At 62.6% G+C, this 17,529-nt stretch carries 14 protein-coding genes; 8 read left to right on the top strand and 6 right to left on the bottom strand.

Features of this window, described 5'->3' with window-relative positions:
- Positions 1–36 precede the first annotated feature (36 nt).
- The 4 genes from P3T18_RS07400 (at position 37) to P3T18_RS07385 (ending at position 4,878) form a co-directional block, all read left to right on the top strand.
- Positions 37–876: a glycosyltransferase gene (locus P3T18_RS07400; protein ID WP_429299271.1), complete on the top strand. Its 840-nt coding sequence runs from the start codon at positions 37–39 to the stop codon at positions 874–876.
- Positions 873–1,880, top strand: coding sequence for a UDP-glucose 4-epimerase family protein (locus tag P3T18_RS07395; RefSeq protein ID WP_429299270.1), 1,008 nt, complete (start codon positions 873–875; stop codon positions 1,878–1,880). The genes P3T18_RS07400 and P3T18_RS07395 overlap by 4 nt, the downstream gene beginning before the upstream one ends.
- Before the next feature lie 65 nt (positions 1,881–1,945).
- Positions 1,946–2,989, top strand: a complete 1,044-nt coding sequence (locus P3T18_RS07390) for an MraY family glycosyltransferase (protein WP_429299269.1) — start codon at positions 1,946–1,948, stop codon at positions 2,987–2,989.
- Between the two features lie 5 nt (positions 2,990–2,994).
- A complete protein-coding gene (locus P3T18_RS07385) occupies positions 2,995–4,878 on the top strand; it encodes a polysaccharide biosynthesis protein (RefSeq protein ID WP_429299268.1) in 1,884 nt (627 codons plus the stop codon).
- 127 nt (positions 4,879–5,005) lie between these two features.
- Here P3T18_RS07385 and P3T18_RS07380 read toward each other — a convergent pair whose 3' ends face one another.
- Both P3T18_RS07380 and P3T18_RS07375 read right to left on the bottom strand, forming a co-directional pair.
- A complete protein-coding gene (locus P3T18_RS07380) occupies positions 5,006–6,133 on the bottom strand; it encodes an acyltransferase family protein (RefSeq protein WP_429299267.1) in 1,128 nt (375 codons plus the stop codon).
- Between the two features lie 151 nt (positions 6,134–6,284).
- On the bottom strand, positions 6,285–7,385 hold the full coding sequence (locus P3T18_RS07375; RefSeq protein ID WP_429299266.1) for an MraY family glycosyltransferase: 1,101 nt from the start codon (positions 7,383–7,385) through the stop codon (positions 6,285–6,287).
- A 270-nt stretch (positions 7,386–7,655) separates the two neighbouring features.
- Here P3T18_RS07375 and P3T18_RS07370 point away from each other — a divergent pair, with 270 nt between their 5' ends.
- Entirely contained in the window at positions 7,656–9,215 is a 1,560-nt protein-coding gene (locus P3T18_RS07370) for a methyl-accepting chemotaxis protein (protein WP_429299265.1), read from the top strand.
- Positions 9,216–9,303: 88 nt separating this feature from the next.
- On the opposite strand, the gene galE is transcribed toward P3T18_RS07370, so the two are convergent.
- The 4 genes from galE to P3T18_RS07350 are packed head-to-tail and all read right to left on the bottom strand — an operon-like array spanning position 9,304 to position 13,613.
- Positions 9,304–10,326 carry a UDP-glucose 4-epimerase GalE gene (gene galE / locus P3T18_RS07365; protein WP_429299264.1) on the bottom strand — a complete coding sequence of 341 codons (1,023 nt, stop codon included), beginning with the start codon at positions 10,324–10,326 and terminating at the stop codon, positions 9,304–9,306.
- A gap of 12 nt (positions 10,327–10,338) precedes the next feature.
- A complete protein-coding gene (locus P3T18_RS07360) occupies positions 10,339–11,487 on the bottom strand; it encodes a glycosyltransferase family 4 protein (RefSeq protein ID WP_429299263.1) in 1,149 nt (382 codons plus the stop codon).
- 36 nt (positions 11,488–11,523) lie between these two features.
- Entirely contained in the window at positions 11,524–12,354 is an 831-nt protein-coding gene (locus P3T18_RS07355) for a glycosyltransferase (protein ID WP_429299262.1), read from the bottom strand.
- Entirely contained in the window at positions 12,351–13,613 is a 1,263-nt protein-coding gene (locus tag P3T18_RS07350) for an oligosaccharide flippase family protein (RefSeq protein ID WP_429300065.1), read from the bottom strand. Before P3T18_RS07350 ends, P3T18_RS07355 begins: the two co-directional genes overlap by 4 nt.
- Before the next feature lie 283 nt (positions 13,614–13,896).
- Between P3T18_RS07350 and P3T18_RS07345 the strand changes: the two genes are divergently transcribed.
- The 3 genes from P3T18_RS07345 to P3T18_RS07335 all read left to right on the top strand — a co-directional run bounded on the left by P3T18_RS07345 (position 13,897) and on the right by P3T18_RS07335 (position 17,469).
- Positions 13,897–15,291 (top strand): phosphomannomutase/phosphoglucomutase, encoded by a 1,395-nt coding sequence (locus P3T18_RS07345; RefSeq protein ID WP_429299261.1) that lies wholly within the window; start codon positions 13,897–13,899, stop codon positions 15,289–15,291.
- A 244-nt stretch (positions 15,292–15,535) separates the two neighbouring features.
- The gene (gene waaC, locus P3T18_RS07340) at positions 15,536–16,537 is read left to right on the top strand and encodes a lipopolysaccharide heptosyltransferase I (protein WP_429299260.1); all 1,002 of its coding nucleotides are present in this window, start codon (positions 15,536–15,538) and stop codon (positions 16,535–16,537) included.
- 47 nt (positions 16,538–16,584) lie between these two features.
- A complete protein-coding gene (locus tag P3T18_RS07335) occupies positions 16,585–17,469 on the top strand; it encodes a Kdo hydroxylase family protein (RefSeq protein WP_429299259.1) in 885 nt (294 codons plus the stop codon).
- Positions 17,470–17,529 lie beyond the last annotated feature (60 nt).

Below are 17,529 nucleotides of genomic sequence, written 5' to 3'. Positions count from 1 at the left end.
CCCAATGCGGGAGCGCTGCGCGGCTCAAGCTTTTTCATGAACTCAACTGGTCTCGATCATCAACGCAACGATCTGTCCGTTTCGATCGTTGTTTACCACCCGGACGAACGGCTGCTCGCGTCGACGCTCGCCAGTCTGCAGGCTGCTTGCGAAGCGTTGGCCGACGGCTCCGCACGTCCGGTCGGATTGACGATCGTGGACAACGGCGGCGCACCGGCGATGGATACTTTCTTCGCGCCGCTTCGGGCGGCCGGCATCCAGTGCAACGTGATTTCAGGACAAGGGAATGTCGGTTATGGCGGCGGCCACAATCTTGCGATTGCCGCCGCGCAGAGCCGCTATCACCTCGTGCTCAATCCCGACGTCGAACTCCAGCGGGACTCGCTCGTCCGCGCGCTGGCATTCCTCGAGCAATCTCAGGAAACCGGTTTGCTCGCGCCATGGATTGGCGGCGTCGACGGGCATCAGCAGTATCTCTGCCGGCGCTTTCCAACGGTCCTCGATCTGTTCGTGCGAGGCTTTCTGCCTTCGTCTTTGCGCAAGCCGTTCGCCAGACGTCTGGCGCACTACGAAATGCGCGATCAACTGGACGCCAGCAACGTGGTGTGGGACCCGCCGATCATCAGCGGCTGTTTCATGCTGTTCCGAACCGACGTGCTCGCCCAGCTCGGCGGTTTCGACGACCGCTACTTTCTCTACTTCGAAGACTACGATCTCAGCCTCCGCGCGCATGACGTGGCGCGAGTCGCGTACGTGCCGCAGGTCCGCATTCTTCATCATGGCGGCGGCGCGTCGAGAAAGGGCATGCAGCACGTCAAGCTTTTCGTCACGTCGGCGTGCCGGTTCTTCAACCGTTTCGGATGGAAATGGCTATGACGTCGCCGGCCCCGCACATCACGAACCGGGTTGCCGTGACCGGCGCGAATGGCTTCGTTGGAAAGGCGCTGAGCCGCGCCTTGCTGCGCCAGGGCGTGAGCGTCAATGCCGTCGTGCGGGCGTCGGGTGACGCGGAAAACGGCGCCGATCTGTTCCGGATCGCAGTCCCGGAATTTGCCGACGCCGATGCGCTGATGCCGTTGATCGAGGCGTTTCGGGGCTGCCGCACGGTAGTCCATCTGGCTGCACGGGTTCATCTGCTGAACGACACTGTGGCCGATCCGCTTGCCGCGTTCCGGCTGACCAATGTCGACGGGACTTTGCAGGTTGCCCAGGCGGCGCAACGGGCCGGCGTCGAGCGGCTGGTTTTTATGAGCAGCGTGAAGGCGCTGGCTGAAACCGACCCGGGCCGTCCGTTGAGCGAAACCGATGCCCGTGAGCCTGAAGATGCGTACGGCGTCTCTAAAGCGGAGGCTGAAATCGCGCTGCTCGAATTCGGCGCGCGGACCGGACTCGAGATCGTGATCGTGCGACCGCCGCTGGTCTACGGCCCGCACGTCCGGGCCAATTTTCTGCGTCTGCTGGACGCCATCGCGAAGGGTGTCCCGTTGCCGGTCGGCGCCGTGAGCGCTCGCCGCAGTCTCTGTTTTATCGACAATCTCGTCGATGCCACCGCGCTGTGCGCGATTCATCCGCGTGCGCCGGGCAACGTCTTTCATGTCAGCGACGGCGACGATCCCACGGTCCCGCAGATGGCGCAAATGCTCGCCCGGCATCTCGGCCGTCCGGCGCGGCTCGTGCGCGTACCGGTTGGCCTGCTCGAACTCGCCGGACGTCTGACCGGACGTTCGCCGCAGGTCGAGCGTCTAACGAGAAGCCTTCAACTGGATTGCTCGCATATCCACGACCTGCTGGACTGGCGGGCGCCGGTTTCGCTTGACGCAGGACTGGCCGCGACAGTCGAGTGGTATCGCTCGCGGCACGACACGATGAAGACTGCGTAAAAACGTATAGATCAATGAAGAAAATACTGTCTTGCTGTATCGCCTGACGGCCAAGGGTCCCCACTATGATATCGACATCCCTTGCTGGTCTATCGAGCCAACCGTTCTGGCTGTTTGCCGCTGCCATCGCGTTGCTGGCGGCGCTCGTCTGCGCCTCGATTCTTCAACTCCTGATGAAAACCGGGCTCGCGTGGCGTCTCGCCGTCGACATTCCCAACGCGCGCTCGTTGCATAACCGGCCTGTTCCGCGCGTCGGCGGATGGGCGATCGTGCCGGTCGTCGTGGTCGCGACGCTCCTCGCGGCGCCCACGTTGTGGCTGCCGGCGGCGGGCGCGGCCTTCCTCGCGGCCGTGTCGCAGATCGACGATCGCCGTGGCATGACGGCGCGTGTACGCTTCGGTGCGCATTTGCTCGCGGTCGCGGTGCTGATCGTTGCCCACATGGCGCAGGCTCCGTGGTGGGCGCTCGTCGTGATCGGCTTTCTCATGCTGTGGCTCGTCAATCTGTACAACTTCATGGACGGCGCCGACGGTCTCGCCGGCGGCATGGCGCTATTCGGGTTTGCCGCTTATGCGATCGGCGCGGCGCTCAGCGCACACCCTTCCGCCGGCCTGAGTGTCGTATCGGCAGCGGTGGCGGGATCGGCGGTGGGATTTCTGATCTTCAACTTTCATCCCGCGCGTATTTTTCTGGGCGACGCGGGTTCGATCCCGCTCGGCTATCTTGCCGGTGCATTGGGCTACTGGGGATGGAGCGAGCAGGTGTGGCCAATCTGGTTTCCGGCGCTCGTGTTTTCTCCGTTCATCGGCGACGCTTCGGTCACGCTTCTACGGCGCTTGCTGCGCGGCGAGAAAGTCTGGCAAGCTCACCGCGAGCATTACTACCAGCGCATGGTCCAGTACGGATTAGGGCATCTGCGCACGGCAACCCTCTGGTACGCGGTCATGCTTGCGGGCATAATACTTGCTGTTTTAGCGCTTGACTGGCCCCCGCTACTTCAATGGTGTAGCGTGGTGGCGTGGGTGATCGTGCTGGTATTGATTGGCATAAGTATCGATTCTCACTGGCGCCGCTTTATTACAGCGCGCTCTGAACAACCTGAGGTGTGACGCCGATGTTTCGACACAAAGCCTCATTGCTATCGTTTAGCGCGTTCCTCTTCGACCTGTGTGCGGTCGCGGGTGCCTGGCTCGCTGCCTACCTTATCCGGTTCAATGGCTACGTGCCGGTCGAATTCTGGGCAGGCGCCGTGCGCACGCTCGTATGGGTCCTTCCTGTCTACGGCCTGATGTTCCGCATGTTCGGTCTGTACCGCGGCATGTGGGTATTCGCCAGCCTGCCCGACCTGATGCGCATCGCCAAGGCGGTGATGGCCGGTGCCTTCACGACGATGATGGCGGCGGTAATGGTTCAGCCATTCCCCATCATTCCGCGTTCGGTACTGGCTGTTTCGCCGCTGCTGCTGTTCCTTGCCATGGGCGGCTCGCGCGCGCTCTATCGCGCGTCCAAAGAGTTCTATCTGTACGGCGGCCTCGTCGGTCAAGGCAAGCCGGTTGTCGTGCTGGGCGCGGGCAACGCGGGCGCCAATCTCGCGCGCGAACTGTCGCGCTCCAGCGAATGGCGGCTGGTCGGCTTGCTGGACGACGATCCCTCCAAGCACGGCCGCGAGATGTACGGCTACAAGGTTTGGGGACCCATTAGCGACCTGCAGCAGTGGGCGGCGGACATGAAGGTCGAGCACGCCATCATCGCCATACCCTCGGCCTCGGTCGATGCGCAACGGCGCGTCGCCACGCTGTGCGTACGCGCCGGCGTGCGCGCCATGGTCCTGCCTGCGCTGACCACGCTGACGCAAGGCGAGGCGTTTCTGTCGCGCGTGCGTCAGATCGACCTCGAAGACCTGCTCGGGCGCGAACCCGTCAAGATCGACATGCCGCACGTCGAGGCCTTGCTGCGCAGCCGCGTGGTCATGGTCACCGGTGCGGGCGGGTCGATCGGCTCGGAGTTGTGCCGGCAGATTCTTCGCTTCGAACCGGCGCAGCTCATCGCCTTCGATCTTTCCGAATACGCGATGTACCGGCTGGTCGAAGAACTGCACGACCGGTTTCCGAGCCTGTCGGTGATTTCGGTCATCGGCGACGCAAAAGACTCGTTGCTGCTCGATCAGGTCATGTCCCGCTATACGCCGCACATCGTGTTCCATGCCGCGGCGTACAAGCACGTGCCATTGATGGAAGAACTCAATGCGTGGCAGGCCGTGCGCAACAACGTGCTCGGGACCTACCGCGTCGCGCGCGCCGCGATACGTCACGACGTCAAACACTTCGTGCTGATTTCCACGGACAAGGCGGTGAATCCGACCAACGTCATGGGCGCGAGCAAGCGGCTCGCGGAAATGGCTTGCCAGGCTCTACAGCAAACCAGCTCGCGGACACAGTTTGAAACCGTCCGGTTCGGCAACGTGCTGGGCAGCGCCGGCAGTGTCATTCCGAAGTTCCAGCAGCAGATCGCGCGCGGCGGTCCGGTCACGGTCACGCATCCGGAAATCACGCGCTTCTTCATGACTATTCCGGAAGCGTCGCAACTCGTGTTGCAGGCGTCCAGCATGGGTCACGGCGGCGAGATTTTCATTCTCGACATGGGCGAGCCGGTGAAAATCGTCGATCTCGCGCGAGACCTGATTCGCCTCTACGGTTTCACCGAAGAGCAGATCCGGATCGTCTTCACTGGTTTGCGGCCGGGCGAAAAGCTCTACGAAGAACTGCTCGCCGACGACGAAGCCACGACGCGAACGCCGCATCCCAAGCTGCGAATCGCGCAAGCGCGTGAAACGGCCGATAACCTGCTGGATGAGTTGTTGCCCTGGCTCATGCAGCATCGCGTGCCGAGCGATCAGGAAGTGAGGCGCGATCTGCGGCGTTGGGTGCCTGAATACCAGCCGGCTACTGCTCCCGCGCTCCATAGCGTCGCCGCCGTGGCCGTGCCGCGCGCTTCCTGAATTCCCCGCGGGCCTGTGCCTTCTTCATGGCGAAACCGATTGAGTCTGATCGAGTCGCTGTGAACGAAGGCCGCATACCGAAAGCACGCCTTTGCCGATGAACACGCCGCCTTGCCGGCGGTGTTAGCTACGTCGCGACCGAATTTCTCGCCGGCTTCGATCTGCGTCTGAATAACTGTTTCACGAAGCGGTTGTGCAGCGCGTATTCGAACCAGCCGAACAGGAGCCCGCCGCAAGTCGAGGCGGCCATCATCGCGATCCAGATGACCGATAGCCGCACCTCTTTCGAATGAGGATCGAAGAGATGGACGAGCGCCCAGACAATCGAGATATGGACGAGATACGTTCCATAAGAAAAGTCGCCGAGCCGCGAAACCAGAGTGGGAAACCGGACGCGCTGGATGGCGAGTAAAAAGCCGCTATAGCCGACGGCAAGCGGAATCAATCCGGCTACTGCGAACGGCGATGTTGCCATCGACCCGATTGCCACCATCACGACAGAAAAGAGCGCGAGATAGGTTGCCGGTACGCGGTCGAAAATTTTGGTGTCGGCGAGCGAGACGAACAGTCCCATCGCAAAGAAGATCGACATGGGCGACAGCAGTATCCACGGTCCCGGAGACAGGGTCAGCGCCACCACGCTAGCATGTCCGAGATGAAGCGGCTCGCGGTACGCTTCGAATACACCGATGGCCGCGATCCACACGAGGCAGGCGCAGGCCGCCTGTCCACGCGTGAGGCGGACCAGGATCATCACGTACGTGATGCAATAGAAGGCGATTTCGTAGCACAACGTCCAGTAGGGAATATGGACGGAGTTATTGTGTTCGAGCGACGGCAGCAGCAGCCATGACGCGAGGTCGATATGCCACTGGGGCTCGAAACTCCGCAGCAACGCGAATGACACGCCGAGCGCGATCCAGTAGGGCGGATAGATTCGCAGGATGCGATTCAAGAGAAAGCGTTTGCCTTCGCCGAAGCATCGGCCCATCACGAAGCCGGAGATGACGAAAAAGATGAAGACACCAATACGGCCCGTATCGACGATCACGAAATTACGGAAATCGACGTCTTTGGTGATGCACGCGTAATACGTGACATGGTACAGAATGACGAGCATGCACGCGATGGCACGCAAAGCCTGTATTCCACTGCGCTTCGCCGCCTCTGTGTCGGGGATCGTTCGAGCTTCCGTCCTCACCAGTGTCTCCTTTGGTAGGCTGCGTGCAAAACGAAACACGCACGCACGGACCATTCCCGGCAGTTCGATACTCGTTTTTTTATTGAAGGCTGGCGGCGTTTGCTGGCATGTCCTGGTGGCCTAGACTAGTCCCGATTCGCGGTGTCTGCAAGGCACGATCGTGCACGCACTGTGCACAGTGAGTCTCCGTAGCGCGCCTGGTGCGCTATTCCCGCCCCTTCCTCACCACCATCCACCTCGGCGACTTGAACCTCACAATACTCACATAAAGCCAAACATAAGTCGCCGCGAACACCACCACAAAACAGAACAGATGCAACGTATGTCGCCAGAACAACGTCGCCGGCACGACCGCAATCAAACAAAGCAGCCACAAATAAGGCGAAGTGAGCGAATTGCGCCGCGTCAGTTCGCGCGCCGTACGATTGCCCACTGCCCAGCGCATCAGCCGCTTATAAACCAGCATGTGCAGATGCACGCCATCGGGAATGCCGGGTGACATCCCGCGAATGAACTTCTTCCGGTAAATCGAGAAACACGTCTCGAAGATCGGATACATGAACAGCAGAACCGGATACCACGCCGACACGTCGCGATTGCGCATCACGAGCATGATCGACAGTTCGGCCAGCATGAAGCCGATGAAATATGCACCGCCGTCGCCGAGAAAAATCAGGCCCGCCGGGAAATTCCAGATGAAGAAGCCGAGCACCGCGCCCATCATCATGAACGACGCCGACAGCACGACAGGATCCGACACCTGGAACGCGACATAGGCGAGCGACGCGAACATCATGAACGCCACCATCGACGCAAGGCCGTTGAAGCCGTCGATGATATTGATCGCGTTGGCAAGCGCCGCTACCGCCAGCACGGTGACCGCGCAGGAGATGATCGCGTACGAGAGCAGGAAGTCCAGCGGCGGCACGCTGATACGCGTGACGGCAATATTCAGCAGGAAGTAAGCGAGCGCCGCAGCCGCCATCGTGCAGACCAGCCGCGCGAGCGGGGATACGCGCTTGGTCAGGTCTTCCACGAGGCCCGAGCCGAATGCCGGCATGCCGCAGGCGATCAGCCCGAGAATGCCGCCGGACACCGCCGGATACGCATGATGCAGTTGCACCGCGGAGACCACCAGGCCGACCAGAATCCCGGCCCCGCCGATGCGCGGCACTGGCCGGGCGTGGAATTTCTGCACGCCGGCGAGATCGGTGTCGGTGGAGAATTTTTCATGCAGATGCGCATAGCGCACGATCAACAGCGTGATCAGCAGTGAAACGAGAAAGCCGAGCGCAAAACTAAGCATGAAAGTGGGCCTGAGCGAAGACGCCGAATTATACAAACGAAACGTCCGACGCCCGGAAAAGCGGCGATTCTCCACGCCGATGGCAACGTCCCAGATAGTGAGTCCATCATCGCCTGAAAACCCCCGTCTGTCATGGATTTCACCTATGCAACGCGGTCGGCGGAAGGTCGTTAACCTGGATGCGGCGAAGTGTAAGTCGGTCATGAAAAATCAGACACGCCGACTTTGCATCGCTTTCGCCGCCGCACGAGACGACGTTCCGGAGACCCAATGCTAAACAACATCACCATTCGTGGCGGCCTGACGCTGGTCATCAGCGTTTTCGTCGCTTTTCTGCTGACCGTGATCGGTGTCGGCTACGGCGCGCTCAAGTTGGCGAACAGCAGCCTCGACGAAACGCAGCGTACGTCGGTGGCGCTCTCGCACCTGAAGGCAAGCTCGGAAAAGCTGCTGCAGGTGCAACTGGCGCTCGGGACGTATCAGACGCTCTTCAGCGTCGGCAAGCAGACCGACGACCTGCTGCCGGCCGCGCACAAAGTGCTGGTGGCGTCGAGCAAGGACTTCGCGAGCTACATGGCCGGTCCGTTCGCCAGCGAAGAAGAAAAGAAGCTGGCGCTGTCGGTCGAGCAGGCGCGCACGGCACTGGTCGATAAAGCCATCGAACCCGAGTTCAAGGCGCTCACCGATTTCGATTTCAACACCTTCCGCAATATCCAGGGCGAAACCGCGAACGGTTTTTACGCAGCCTATTCGAAGTCCATCGACGCGCTCGAACAGGTGCAGATTGCCAATCAGCATCAACAGGCGGAAACCGGCACGCAGCGCTTCCGTCTCGCGACGATGTTGTTCGCCGCGATCGGCGCGATTGCAATCGTGATCGGCGTGGTGGCGCGGATCGGGTTGTCGGCGGCGCTCATCAAGCCGGTCAACGCGACCGTCAAGCATTTCGAGCGCATGGCGTCCGGCGATCTGACCGTGGCGATCAAGGTCAAATCGCGCAATGAAATGGGACAACTGTTGAAGGCGCTGACGCATATGCGTGACGGTCTCGTCGAAACGGTGGCGAAGGTGCGCGGCAGCACGACGGCCATCACGCAGGGCGCGAACGAAATCGCGTCGGGCAACGCAGACCTTTCGTCGCGCACGGAGCAGCAGGCGGCGGCGTTGCAGCAGACCGCCGCCAGCATGGAGCAACTCTCGGCAACGGTGAAGCAGAACGCGGACAACGCGAAGCAGGCCAACCGTCTGGCGCAGGGCGCGCTGGAGACGGTGACGCGCGGCGGCGCCGTGGTCTCGCGCGTGACGGAAACGATGGACGGCATCACGGAATCGTCGCGCAAGGTCGCGGAGATCATCGGCATGATCGAAGGCATCGCGTTTCAGACCAACATTCTCGCGTTGAACGCGGCGTTGAACGCGGCGGTGGAAGCGGCCGGCGCGGGCGAGCAGGGTCGTGGTTTCGCGGTCGTCGCATCGGAAGTGCGCAGCCTCGCGCAGCGTTCTGGCGCGGCCGCGAAGGAAATCAAGGAACTGATCGGCGATTCGGCCGCGAAGGTGGAGCAGGGCGCCTCGCTCGTCTCCGACGCGCAGAAGACGATTCACGAAGCGATGAGCGCGGTGCAGCGCGTAACGGGCGTGATGAACGAGATCGAGGCGTCCGCGCACGAGCAGAGCGACGGCATCGAGCAGGTGAACAAGGCGGTGTCGCAGATCGACGAAGTGACGCAGCACAACGCGGCGCTGGTGGAAGAAGCCGCGGCGGCGGCGAAGTCGCTGGAAGAACATGCGGTCGCATTGCGCGACGCCGTAGCGGTGTTCCAGGTGGCGTAAAACTCACGGTTCTATCGGCGGCGAAATCTCCAGTTCGACTGTCTGGAAGATTCCGCCGCCGGCCGTCATCGTCGACGGCCGGTTCGAATTACTTGAACCCTTGCGGATTCGTCGATTGCCAGCGCCAGTGATCCGCGCACATACGCTCGATGCCGAACTCCGCGCGCCAGCCCAGCAGCGCCAACGCCGCAGCCGGATCGGCGAAACACGACGCCACGTCACCGGGCCTGCGCGCCACGACCTCGTAAGGCACCGGGCGTCCGGCCGCTTTCTCGAACGCCTTCACCACGTCGATCACGCTATAGCCCTGGCCCGTGCCGAGATTCACCACGAAGCTCGCGTCGCGCTTGACCAGCGCATCGAGCGCGGCCAGGTGACCGCGCGCCAGATCGACCACGTGGATGTAGTCGCGCACACCGGTGCCGTCCGGCGTGTCGTAGTCGCCGCCGAACACACGCAGCTTTTCCAGCTTGCCGACCGCCACTTGCGCGACGTACGGCATCAGGTTGTTCGGAATGCCGGCCGGGTCTTCGCCGATCAGGCCGCTCTCATGCGCGCCGACCGGATTGAAATAGCGCAGCGTGGCGATGCGCCACGACGGATCGGCGATTTCCAGATCGCGCAGAATCTGCTCGGCGATGAGTTTGGACTGGCCATACGGGTTGGTGGCCGAGAGCGGGAACGACTCGTCGATCGGCGAGCTTTTCGGCACGCCATACACGGTGGCCGACGAACTGAACACGAACTGCTTGACGTTGCGCTCGCGCATGACGCCGAGCAGTGTCAGCAGGCTGCCGACGTTGTTGCTGTAGTACTCGATCGGCTTGGCAACCGATTCGCCCACCGCCTTGAGCGCGGCGAAATGGATCGCGGCGCTGATCGGGTGTGCGTCGAAAATACGGTTGAGCGCTGCTTCGTCGCGCGCGTCGGCTTCGTAGAAACTCACGGACTTGCCCGTGATCCGCTCGACGCGCCGCAGCGATTCGCGGTTGCTGTTCACGAGATTGTCGATTACCACGACGTCGAAGCCGCCATTGAGCAACTCGACACATGTGTGCGAGCCGATGAACCCTGCACCGCCCGTTACCAGAATCGTGCCCTTCGTGGTCATGCTGTTGCTCCCTTAAAGTAAAACGCCCGTCATTTTTTGCACCAGGTCTTTATATGTTTCGACGACGACCCGTTCGTCGAATTCCTGCGCGACTTTCTGCCGGCCGCGTTCTGCCATGGCGCGACGCTCCGCGCCGCTCATGTCGAGCATCTGTGCGAGCTTCTGCGCAAGACTATCCGCGTTGCGTACCTCGCACAGCAATCCATTCACACCGTCCGCCACGACCTCGCGGCAGCCCGGCACGTCGGTGGCGACGATCGGGCGTCCCATTGCCGACGCTTCCATCAAGGTGCGCGGCACGCCTTCGCGATAGGACGGCAGCACGATGCAATCCGCATCGGCGATCAGAGGACGCACGTCGTGCGCCTCTCCAAGATACTCGATGATGCCTTCCTTTTCCCATGCCGCGACTTCTTCTCGCGTGATGGCACTCGGATTATCCACGCCGACCGGGCCGAGCAACTGGAACCGCGCATGCGGATAACGTTCGAGCACGCGGCGCGCGGCCTCGACGTATTCGCCCACGCCCTTGTCCCACAGCAGCCGTCCGATCAGCACGAACTTGAACTCGGTGCGCTCGGGCATCGGCGTGAAGGCGAACTGTTCGAGATCGACGCCTTCACCGTGCAGCAACCGCGCGCGTTCGGGATGCACGAGCAGATTCTGGTCGACGAAAGCGGCCTTGTCGTCGCGATTGAGAAACCACACTTCGCGCGGAAAACGGAAGGCAAAGCGGTAAAGCTTTTTCGCGACCTGCGCGGCGCGGCTGTGCTGGATGAACACATAGCCGAGCCCCGTCGTGACGGCCACCGACTGTACACCCGCCAGCTTCGCCGCAATCGAGCCGTAGATATTCGGCTTGATGGTGTAGTGAAACACCACATGCGGGCGAATGCTCCGATACAGACGATACAGCGACCAGAGCGTGCCCAGATCGTCACGCGGACTGGTGCTCTTCGACGCCACCGGCAACTCGATGCAGCGGCAGCCCATCGCGGTCAGCAACTCGAAGGTGCGATCGCGCGGCGCCAGCACGGTGACGTCCACCCCGCGCGCGACCAGCGTGCGGATCAGGCCATGCCGGTAGGTATAGATTGCCCAGGCGGTGTTACAGACGAGTGTAATGCGCAGCGCGGGTGTCGACTTGAAAGCAGGCTTCATGCGGGAGCGGGCTCGGCGGTGAATGACGATGAGTAGTTACTGGCTCGCGCGGGGCGCGAGCACGGTGCGTTTGAGCCGCTGCAACGCGCGATACGGCGTCACCAGATGCAGCAGATTCTTGGCGAGACCGAGCCAGTCGTAGAAATTGGTCAGGTCGAAATAACGCAGTTGCAGGCGCAGCGTCGAGCCGACCTGGCGGCGCCGTTTCGTCGCGCTGATGCCGCCTTCGTTCAGCTCGTAGTAGAGACCGAGTTCCGGCAGGTTCGCGCAGTCGTATTGCTCCATCAGGCGCACAAACAGATCGAGGTCTTCGGCGGACGGATAGTCGGCGCGATAGTTGCCCACGGCGCGCACGGCGTCGATGCGCAACATCATCGAAGGATGCGCGAGGCATGAACGGAAAAAGCGCATCCGGCGAATCTGCTTCGGCTCCGCGGGCGGCGTGAGCATGAAGAGCGGCTTGCCTTCGCGCGTCACCACTTGCGTCCACATGCCGAGGCCGGCCACGCGAGGATGCAGTTCCATGAACTCGCGCTGCCTGGCGAGCCGCTCGGGCGCGCTGCGGTCGCCCGCATCGATGCGGGCGGCATAGCGAAATCCGCGCTGGGCGAGCGCGTCGATGCCCGTCTGCAACGCGCGCTCGATGCCGCCGTTCTGCGGCATGCGTAACACGTCGATTTTCATGTTGGGCAGCGTCGGCGCGACAATCGCCGGTGTGCTGCCGTCATCGACGATCAGTACGTGTACTAGCGCACGTTCGCTGAACGACGCCAGCGTAAGATCGACGTCGGCCTGGCCGTTGTATGCCGGCATCAGCACGGCGACGTCGTCGAGACGAGGTTGCGCGGCGGCGGATGAATTCGTCATGAGCGCAATTTGAAACGGATGTAATAAAGATTAACCGAGGCGGCGGCGAGATAGCCGGCGGCGAGGCCCACGAGCGCGCCATAGGCGCCGAGGCGTTTGATCGTCAGCAGATTCACGGCGAACGCCACGGCGAGCGCCAGCAGCCACTTGGACAGCAGGACGAATTTGGCCTGATATTTGAGCACGACGAGGTTGCCGATCGCTTCGATGCCGGCGGGCACGGAAAGCCAGACCGCCCAGCGGAAAATCCCGATCGCGCCTTCGAAGTCCGGCCCGAACACGCGGCGAATGATGAAGCCGGCGAGCAGGTCGAGCACGATCGCGCCGCTCACCATCAGCGCGGCCGTCATGGCGGTGAGACGCCACATGTTGCGGCGCAGATGCGCGGCGTCCTGCACACGATAGACGAAAGCCGGCGCGATGGTTTGCGCGAGCATCAGGGCGAGCGTGATCCAGTTTTCGTTCAGTTGCTGGGCTGCGGAATAGCGGCCGAGATCGGCGAACGAGATGGCTCGCTCCAGCATCAGACGGTCGAGTTTCAGGAACAGATACATACAGATCAGGCCGAGCCAGAACACCGTGCCGGCCGTCGCGAAGTGTCTGAAAAGCGAACGGTCGAGGCGCCAGCCGAGCGTGCCGCCATGCCTGCGGATGTAATAGACGAGCAGTACTGTACCGATGAGCGCCGACTCGGCCGCCCACAGCCAGCCGAAACGCGCGGGCGTGGCGGCGGCGCGCACCAGCAGATAGACGAACGCGGCCTTCAGGACGGCCGTGCCCATGCTGGTGAGCAGTTGCGGCTTGCTGTACGTCATGCTTTGCAGCCACGCGTTGATCACGCCCACGAATGGCTCGCGAAACAGCATGGTGACGGCGAGCCCGGCGAGCATCGCGCCGACCAGCGGGTCGAAGAAATGCAGGGCAATACCGAGCCAGGTCAGCAGCAGCGCGCCGACGGAAACCGAGAAGCGCAGCGCGAAGGCGCTGCCGAGCACCGTGCCGAGTTGCGCGGGCGAACGGTTGACGATGGTGGGCACCAGGATTTCCGCGCCGCACACCCAGGTGATGGGCGAGAGTACCAGCAGCAACGTATTGGCGTATTGCCATTTGCCGAACACGTCCGGCCCGAAGTAGCGCGCCAGCACGCCGCTGATGACGATCGCCACGCCGATCTGCGTGAGCCGTTCCAGCCCGAGCCAGACGATGTTGGTGAAGGCGCGCGCGACGTCGGGATTGGCGAAACGTTTGAGCGTCAGCATCCGTCGGCTGCTCGCCGGAGCGGGCGCGCGGATTGCAACCGGGTCGCGCCGTACGCGTTCGCCCACCCGGCCGACAGGCGCGGCCATGGCCGGCGCGGCAACTTTACAAAAGGAGGGCGTCTAAGCATTAGAATGGCGTAATAAGGCGGGTCCGAAAAGCGCAATTATAAGTTGGAACCGGATCGCTTCCGGCAAGGGTGCATCGCTCTGTTAGTCGGCGTGTTTTACCGATGTCTCATCGATGCGCCGGTCAAAATTTTCCATTGCACGCAAGTGAGCCAATATGATCTCCAAATCTATTTTCAAGGCGTATGACATTCGCGGTGTGATCGGCAAGACGCTCGACGCCGACGCAGCGCGTTCGATCGGTCGCGCTTTCGGCAGCGAAGTGCGTGCGCAAGGCGGCGACGCCGTCGTGGTGGCACGTGACGGGCGTCTGTCGGGTCCCGAGTTGATCCAGGCGCTGTCGGACGGTCTGCGTGCGGCCGGTGTCGATGTCGTGAATGTCGGCATGGTGCCGACGCCGGTCGGCTACTTCGCGGCCAGCGTGCCGCTGCAACTCGAAGGCGGCGAGCGCCGCATCGATTCGTGCATCGTCGTGACGGGCAGCCACAATCCGCCCGACTACAACGGCTTCAAGATGGTCCTGCGCGGCGCGGCCATTTACGGCGAGCAGATCCTCGCGCTGCATCAACGCATCGTCGACGAAAACTTCTCGGACGGCAGCGGCACCTACACCGAATACGACATCGCGGACGCATATCTGGATCGCATCACGAGCGACATCAAGCTCGCGCGTCCGATGAAGATCGTGGTCGATACCGGCAACGGCGTGGCCGGCGGTCTCGCACCGAAGCTCTTCAAGAAGCTCGGCTGCGAACTGGTCGAACTGTTCACGGAAATCGACGGCAACTTCCCGAACCATCACCCGGACCCGGCGCACCCGGAAAACCTTCAGGACGTGATTCGCGCGCTGAAGGAAACCGACGCGGAAATCGGCTTCGCTTTCGACGGCGACGGCGACCGTCTCGGTGTCGTCACCAAAGACGGCCAGATCATCTATCCGGATCGCCAGCTGATGCTGTTCGCCGAAGAAGTGCTCTCGCGCAACAAGGGCGCGCAGATCATTTACGACGTGAAGTGCACGCGCAATCTCGCCAAATGGGTGAAGGAAAAGGGCGGCGAGCCGCTGATGTGGAAAACCGGCCACTCGCTCGTCAAGGCCAAGCTGCGCGAAACCGGCGCTCCGCTCGCCGGCGAAATGAGCGGCCACGTGTTCTTCAAAGACCGCTGGTACGGTTTCGACGACGGTCTGTACACCGGCGCGCGCCTGCTGGAAATCCTCACGCGTGTGGAAGACCCGAGCAAGCTGCTGAACTCGCTGCCGAACTCGAACTCCACGCCGGAACTGCAACTGAAGCTCGAAGAAGGCGAAAACTTCGAACTGATCGCGCGTTTGCAGCAGAACGCAAAGTTCACGGGCGCGGACGACGTCGTGAAGATCGACGGCTTGCGTGTCGAGTATCCGGACGGCTTCGGTCTGGCTCGCTCGTCGAACACCACGCCGGTCGTGGTCATGCGTTTCGAAGCCGATAGCGACGAAGCGCTCAAACGCATTCAGGAAGACTTCCGCCGCGTGATTCTCGCGGAGAAGGCCGACGCGAAACTGCCGTTCTGAATGTCCGGGCGGCGGCGCGGTTCGCTTCGAATCGCGGCCGCCGGCGAACGCGGCGCGGGTTTTACTTACCGCGCCGCGTTTTTTCATGCTCGTTGGCTATTGCGCGCTAAAATTGCCGTCCTCGTGAGCAAACGTCGCGTGATGCGCTTTGTTCACCCAGTCGGGAGCCTGACGCATTGACGCATAGCGGCGGGTTCGAGGCTCTCTCAACGCATCTTCGGACCGGATAGCCGGTTTCCCACTCTTGAGCGTGCAAAAGATATTGATCGTGAGGGTGTCGTCGTTGGGCGACGTCGTTCACAACATGCCGGTGATCGCGGATATCAAACGCCGCCATCCCGAGGCGCAGATCGACTGGCTCGTCGAAGAGAGCTTCGTCGGTCTGGTGGAACTCGTGAACGGCGTCAATCGCGCGATTCCCGTGTCGCTGCGGCGCTGGCGCAAGCGTCTGCTGTCCGTCGACAACTGGCGCGAGATCGGCGCGTTCCGCCGCGCGCTCGCCGCCGAAAAATACGACCTCGTGATCGACTGCCAGGGGCTCATCAAGACCGCGTGGGTCGCGAGCATGGCGCGCGGGCCGGTGGTCGGCCTCGCCAATCGTACCGACGGCGCCGGCTTCGAGTGGCCGGTACGTTTCTTCTACGACAAGCGCGTGCCGATCGAGCCGCGTACGCACGTGGTCGAGCGCACGCGGCAGCTGGTCGCCGCGGCACTGGACGACCCGCAGCCGCAACCCACCGACGACATCGATTTCGGGCTCGACACGGGCCGCGCGGCGCTGGCCTTGTCGCAAGCCAATCTGAATCTGCCGGTGCCGTATGTCGTGTTCGTACACGCCACCTCGCGGGCCGACAAGCAGTGGCCCGACACGGCCTGGATCGAACTCGGCCAGTCGCTGGTGCGGCGCGGGGCGTCGATCGTGCTGCCGTGGGGCAGCGAGGAAGAGCGCGCCACCAGCGAACGGCTCGCGAAGGAGTTCGGCGCGGCAGCCATCGTGCCGCCCAGATTGTCGCTGCCGGCCGTGGTCGGACTGATCGAAGGCGCGGCCGCGACGGTCGGTGTTGACACAGGTCTAGTCCACATCGCGGCGGCGCTGAAGCGGCCGACCGTCGAGTTGTACAATTTCGCCACCGCGTGGCGCACCGGCGGTTACTGGTCGCCGAACGTCGTCAACCTCGGTACGGCCGGCAAGCCGCCCACGTTGCAGGAAGTGAAGTCCGCGCTGGCCGGCTTCGGCCTGCTGTAACGCGGCGGGCGCCTCGCCTTACGCTCCATCCGTTCTCAAGGGCGACCATGAACGAAACCCAGATCATCGAAGTAGCGAGCGCCGACTGGCATGCGCGCAATCTGTCCGTGCCGCGCGAGACGCTGCTGGCCGGCGTGGAACGCGGCAAGGTGCTGTATTTCCCCAACCTTCGTTTCGCGATCGAAGGCGGCGAACAGGCGCTGCTCGATCCGGCGCTCGCCGATCCGAATCGCAAGAACATCAGTCTCGAGCCGAACGGCGGCGCGCTGCACGGCGTAGCCGGCGACGCCGTCACGCAGTCGGCCGTGCGCGCCTTGATCGCGCGCTATCAGGCCAACGCGCGTACGCTGGTCGACGGGCTCTTTCCCGAATACAACGGCAAATTGCGGGTTGCACCGACGAGCCTGCGTCTGCATCAGGTGGAAACGCGCCAGACGTCGTGGCGCAAGGACGATAGCCGTCTGCACGTGGACGCGTTTCCGTCGCGTCCGAATTACGGCGAACGCATCCTGCGCGTGTTCACCAACGTCAATCCGCATGGTGCGCCGCGCGTCTGGCGCGTGGGCGAGCCCTTCGAAGACATGGCCAAACGCTTCCTGCCGCGTATCAAGCCGCAGATGCCGGGCTCGGCGTGGCTGCTCAATCTGCTGCACGTCACCAAGTCGCCGCGCAGCGAATACGACCACCTGATGCTGAATCTGCACGACGGCATGAAGGCCGATCTGGACTATCAGAAGGCAAGCCCGCAGGAGACCATGCCGTTTCCGCCGGGCAGCGTGTGGGTGTGTTTTTCCGACCAGACTTCGCACGCGGTCATGTCCGGCCAGTTCATGCTGGAGCAGACCTTCTTCCTGCCGGTCAAGGCGATGGCGCAGCCCGAATGCGCGCCGCTCGGCATTCTCGAACGCCTGAAGGGCAGGGCGCTGGTTTGAGCGCCGCTGTCCTTGCAACTCGCCTTGTTCCCGTTGCTTCTGTCACGGCCAGCTCCGTTC

The sequence above is a fragment of the Paraburkholderia sp. GAS199 genome (assembly GCF_050436585.1).
GTDB lineage: Bacteria > Pseudomonadota > Gammaproteobacteria > Burkholderiales > Burkholderiaceae > Paraburkholderia.
This window is presented reverse-complemented; position numbering and strand designations above follow the sequence as displayed.